The following is a 3,131-nucleotide window of genomic DNA, read 5'->3' on the forward strand; positions in this document are numbered from 1 at the left end:
CGCTCGTCATCAGTCAGTTCCACCACACCACGCGGACGACCAGCCACCGCGACAGTCTACTATCTGCCGACGAATTAACGACTCAGGACACTAGCTCGGTTCATGGTGTTGCGCGCCCTGTGGCGAGAGGCGCTATCTCCGTGGATGGATGCCAGTGCTCTGAGCAACGTGGCGGCCGCGCAGCGGCTGATTGAGGCAGGCGCGGATTCCCGCGATGTGCTGCTGGTCGCGCGAGCTGGGGCGTACGAGGCGGTCTTCGCCGCAGTGTGCATCCTCGACGAGGGCGGGGATCCGAACGCGCGTGAGAGCGACCCAGGCTGGCACCTGATCGAGACGGACGCGGAGTGCAACCCGACGGGCCGCGAGATCGGGGGGCTGCATGAGTCTCTCGGGGAGACGGCCCCATCCGGCAGCGAGGGTGCCGACCTGTGGGTGTGACACGGCTGGGTGACTAGCCGGGTGACGATCGGGACGGACGTCAGCGGACGAGCAGGGACCTTCATGGACGGTTTCAGCAGGTCAAGACCGGTGGAACGGCAGGTCAGCGACCCGTGTTGGTTGCCTGGGGGTCAAGGAGTCGGCGGCTCTGGCAGCTTGTCGATCGCAGCCATGCAGAAGGCCGCGCCTGGCCGGGTAGGTTGCCATCCCTCGGCCAGCGCCTTCCGGACTATCGCCGCGACCGTCGACGGGAGAACGGGGATCGCCGGCCCGCCCATCCAGTTGCTTGGATGGTCCTGAGGCATGCTGGCCAACAACACTGTGCCCCTGCAGTCGACCTGCTCGACAGCGACAGCGAGTGGTCGCTCACCCAGTGCTTGGGCATAGGTTGGTCTGCCGCGCACTCGCCACCTATAGGTGATCTCGTCAACCGTGATGAGCCGAGAGCCCTTCTTGATCAACGCCATGACAACCCTCCTCGACGTCAGTTGCCTGTGCCCGTAGCGTGCCCGATGTAGCGGTCAATATGGGGCAGGGAGGGACGCGCGACCGGCGAGGCCGGACACGCTGCGTGCCGCATGGCCTCCGAATGTCGCTACGGGGCGTGTAGATCAACGCGATTCCCAAGCTGACAGTCCGAGCAACCCGGGCCCTGTGTTGCCAGGCCGTCGCCAGGCCGTGAGACGTCGACCAACGGTGCCTAACGGTGACGGTCGATGCCTGATGTTCGCGCAGCTCAGCAGGGGATGGGCGTCGTTTGTCCAGTTAGCCTGGCATCCGGTGACAGTTCAACGCCAAGTGACGCGCGGACCGGGCTTATGGGTGACCAACTGGGTGACGACGGACGCGGGCAACCCCGGACGTCTGCGGACTCCGGTGGACCGTGCCGGCAGCTCAACCCTGCTGCTAGCGCAGCTCACAGGCGGCTGATGGTTCCTTCGGGACGAAGAGGTCGTCGGTTCGAATCCGGCCACCCCGACAGAGGTCAGGGGCCACTCTCCATCGATGAGAGTGGCCCCTAGTGCTTTCGTACGGCAGTCGAGTACAGCAGCGGCGGTCAGATCGGTGCCAGGCCGTCGGCGGCTGGACGCGGACGACCAGCGGCGACGACGTTTACGAGGCAGTCAGCCCTGTTGTTGTCGACAGCATCGGTGACAGCAACAGGGCCAGACGCGGAGGGCCAGACGCGGAGCGCTACGGATCAGTGCCCGACGTCAGGGACGTGCGCGGACGAGCCCGGACGGAGCGCCCAGAACTTACATGCGAGAGGTCGGCGCACCGGAGGGCTGGCGGTTGGTGGTGACCTGGCGGCGCGCGTGCGGTGTTGGGCTGGCCGCGAAGCGTGACCCCACGTACCGTCCGTTGTGCAGGCTCTACGCCGGAAGTCGTCGACCTCGTGCAGGAGGAGTCATGGCTGACTACATTGGGCTGCGCGTCGCCAGTTGGCGGGACACCGCCGGGATGACGCAACAGCAACTGGCCGACCGGGTAGGTGTGACCGCCTCCTACATCTCGATGATTGAGTCGGGACGACGGCCCGTCACCAAGCGTTCACGGCTCATCGCCCTGGCCAGCGCTCTCGGTGTCAGTGTCACTGACCTGACCGGCCAGCCGCACCCGCCGCGCAGCGAGGATGACCTCGCCATCTACACCATCGTTCCGGCACTGCGTGGCGCTCTCGACGACGATCCGGAAGCGCCGGCCCCTTCGCCGGATCCGGCCGTCCTGCACGCGTCTGTGGACCAGGCGATGGCAGCCAGGATGGCCTGCGACTACAAGGCGCTCGCGCGGCTGCTGCCTGGTCTGGTTGCGGCAAGTCGGCAGCTCGTCAACTCTGGGCATCCGGACGGGCCGCGACTGTTCGTCCGGGCCGCTGTGACCACTGTTTTGGCGATCAAGCCGTTCGGCTACATCGATTTAGCAGCACGATACGCAGAGCGTGCTGAGCTGGCCGCCACGTTCGCTGGACCAGCGGATGTTGCTGCTGCCGCCTTCGCTGTCGCCCAAAGTGCCTTGTCGTCGGGTACGCACGGCGGTCGGCGGCGGTCGCTGGCAGTGGCTACGAGCGCGGCCGAGCGACTGGGTGACACGGGGGACGACGAGTTGTTGACCTGGTACGGGATGCTTCACCTGCATTCCGCGATGTCGGCCGCCTCGCTGGGCAGTGGCGACCCCGATGGGCACTTGGCGGAGGCGGAGAACGCCGCGCGTCGGGCTGAGTCCGACCCGTGGCGAATGGAGTTCACCCCGGCGAACTGCGGGATTTGGCGGGTGGGTGTGGCCGTCGAGAACGGGACGCCTGAACGCGCGCCGGAACAGGCTCGGCGCGTCGACCGGTCGCAGGTCCGCACCGCGAACCGCCGATGCCGCCTACACCTGGACGCAGGACGCGGCTGGTATGCGGCCGATGACCAGGACCGAGCGGTCCTCGCGTTCCTAGAGGCGGACAACGCGTCACCCGCTGAGCTACGGTCCCGGCCGAGTGTGCGGGAAATCGTCGGACAGATGGTCAGGGATGCCCGCCGACGGGGCTCCCCCGAGCTGCGGGACCTCGCAATTCGCATCGGTATCGATCCGTTGGACCCCGAGCCTCATGGAATCTAACTGACGGTTAGCTTCCTGTTACGCCGACCGCTCTATGGTCCGAGCAAGGACGCGATTGAGCACTACCGGCTTCAGTGCCCGCTGCGGTC

At 66.6% G+C, this 3,131-nt stretch carries 2 protein-coding genes; both read left to right on the forward strand.

Features of this window, described 5'->3' with window-relative positions; translation table 11 throughout:
- Positions 1 to 102: 102 nt before the first annotated feature.
- On the forward strand, positions 103 to 438 hold the full coding sequence (locus tag ACIQG9_RS29790; RefSeq protein WP_400408564.1) for a hypothetical protein: 336 nt from the start codon (positions 103 to 105) through the stop codon (positions 436 to 438).
- Between the two features lie 1,410 nt (positions 439 to 1,848).
- Positions 1,849 to 3,042, forward strand: coding sequence for a helix-turn-helix domain-containing protein (locus ACIQG9_RS29795; protein ID WP_400408565.1), 1,194 nt, complete (start codon positions 1,849 to 1,851; stop codon positions 3,040 to 3,042).
- Positions 3,043 to 3,131 lie beyond the last annotated feature (89 nt).

The sequence above is a fragment of the Micromonospora sp. NPDC092111 genome (genome assembly GCF_044755745.1).
In the GTDB taxonomy this organism is placed as follows: domain Bacteria; phylum Actinomycetota; class Actinomycetes; order Mycobacteriales; family Micromonosporaceae; genus Micromonospora.

Bases quoted from the DNA above. Each gene is read 5' to 3' on its own strand.
- ACIQG9_RS29790 (WP_400408564.1), top strand. From the start codon at position 103: ATGGTGTTGCGCGCCCTGTGGCGAGAGGCGCTATCTCCGTGGATGGAT.
- ACIQG9_RS29795 (WP_400408565.1), top strand. From the start codon at position 1,849: ATGGCTGACTACATTGGGCTGCGCGTCGCCAGTTGGCGGGACACCGCC.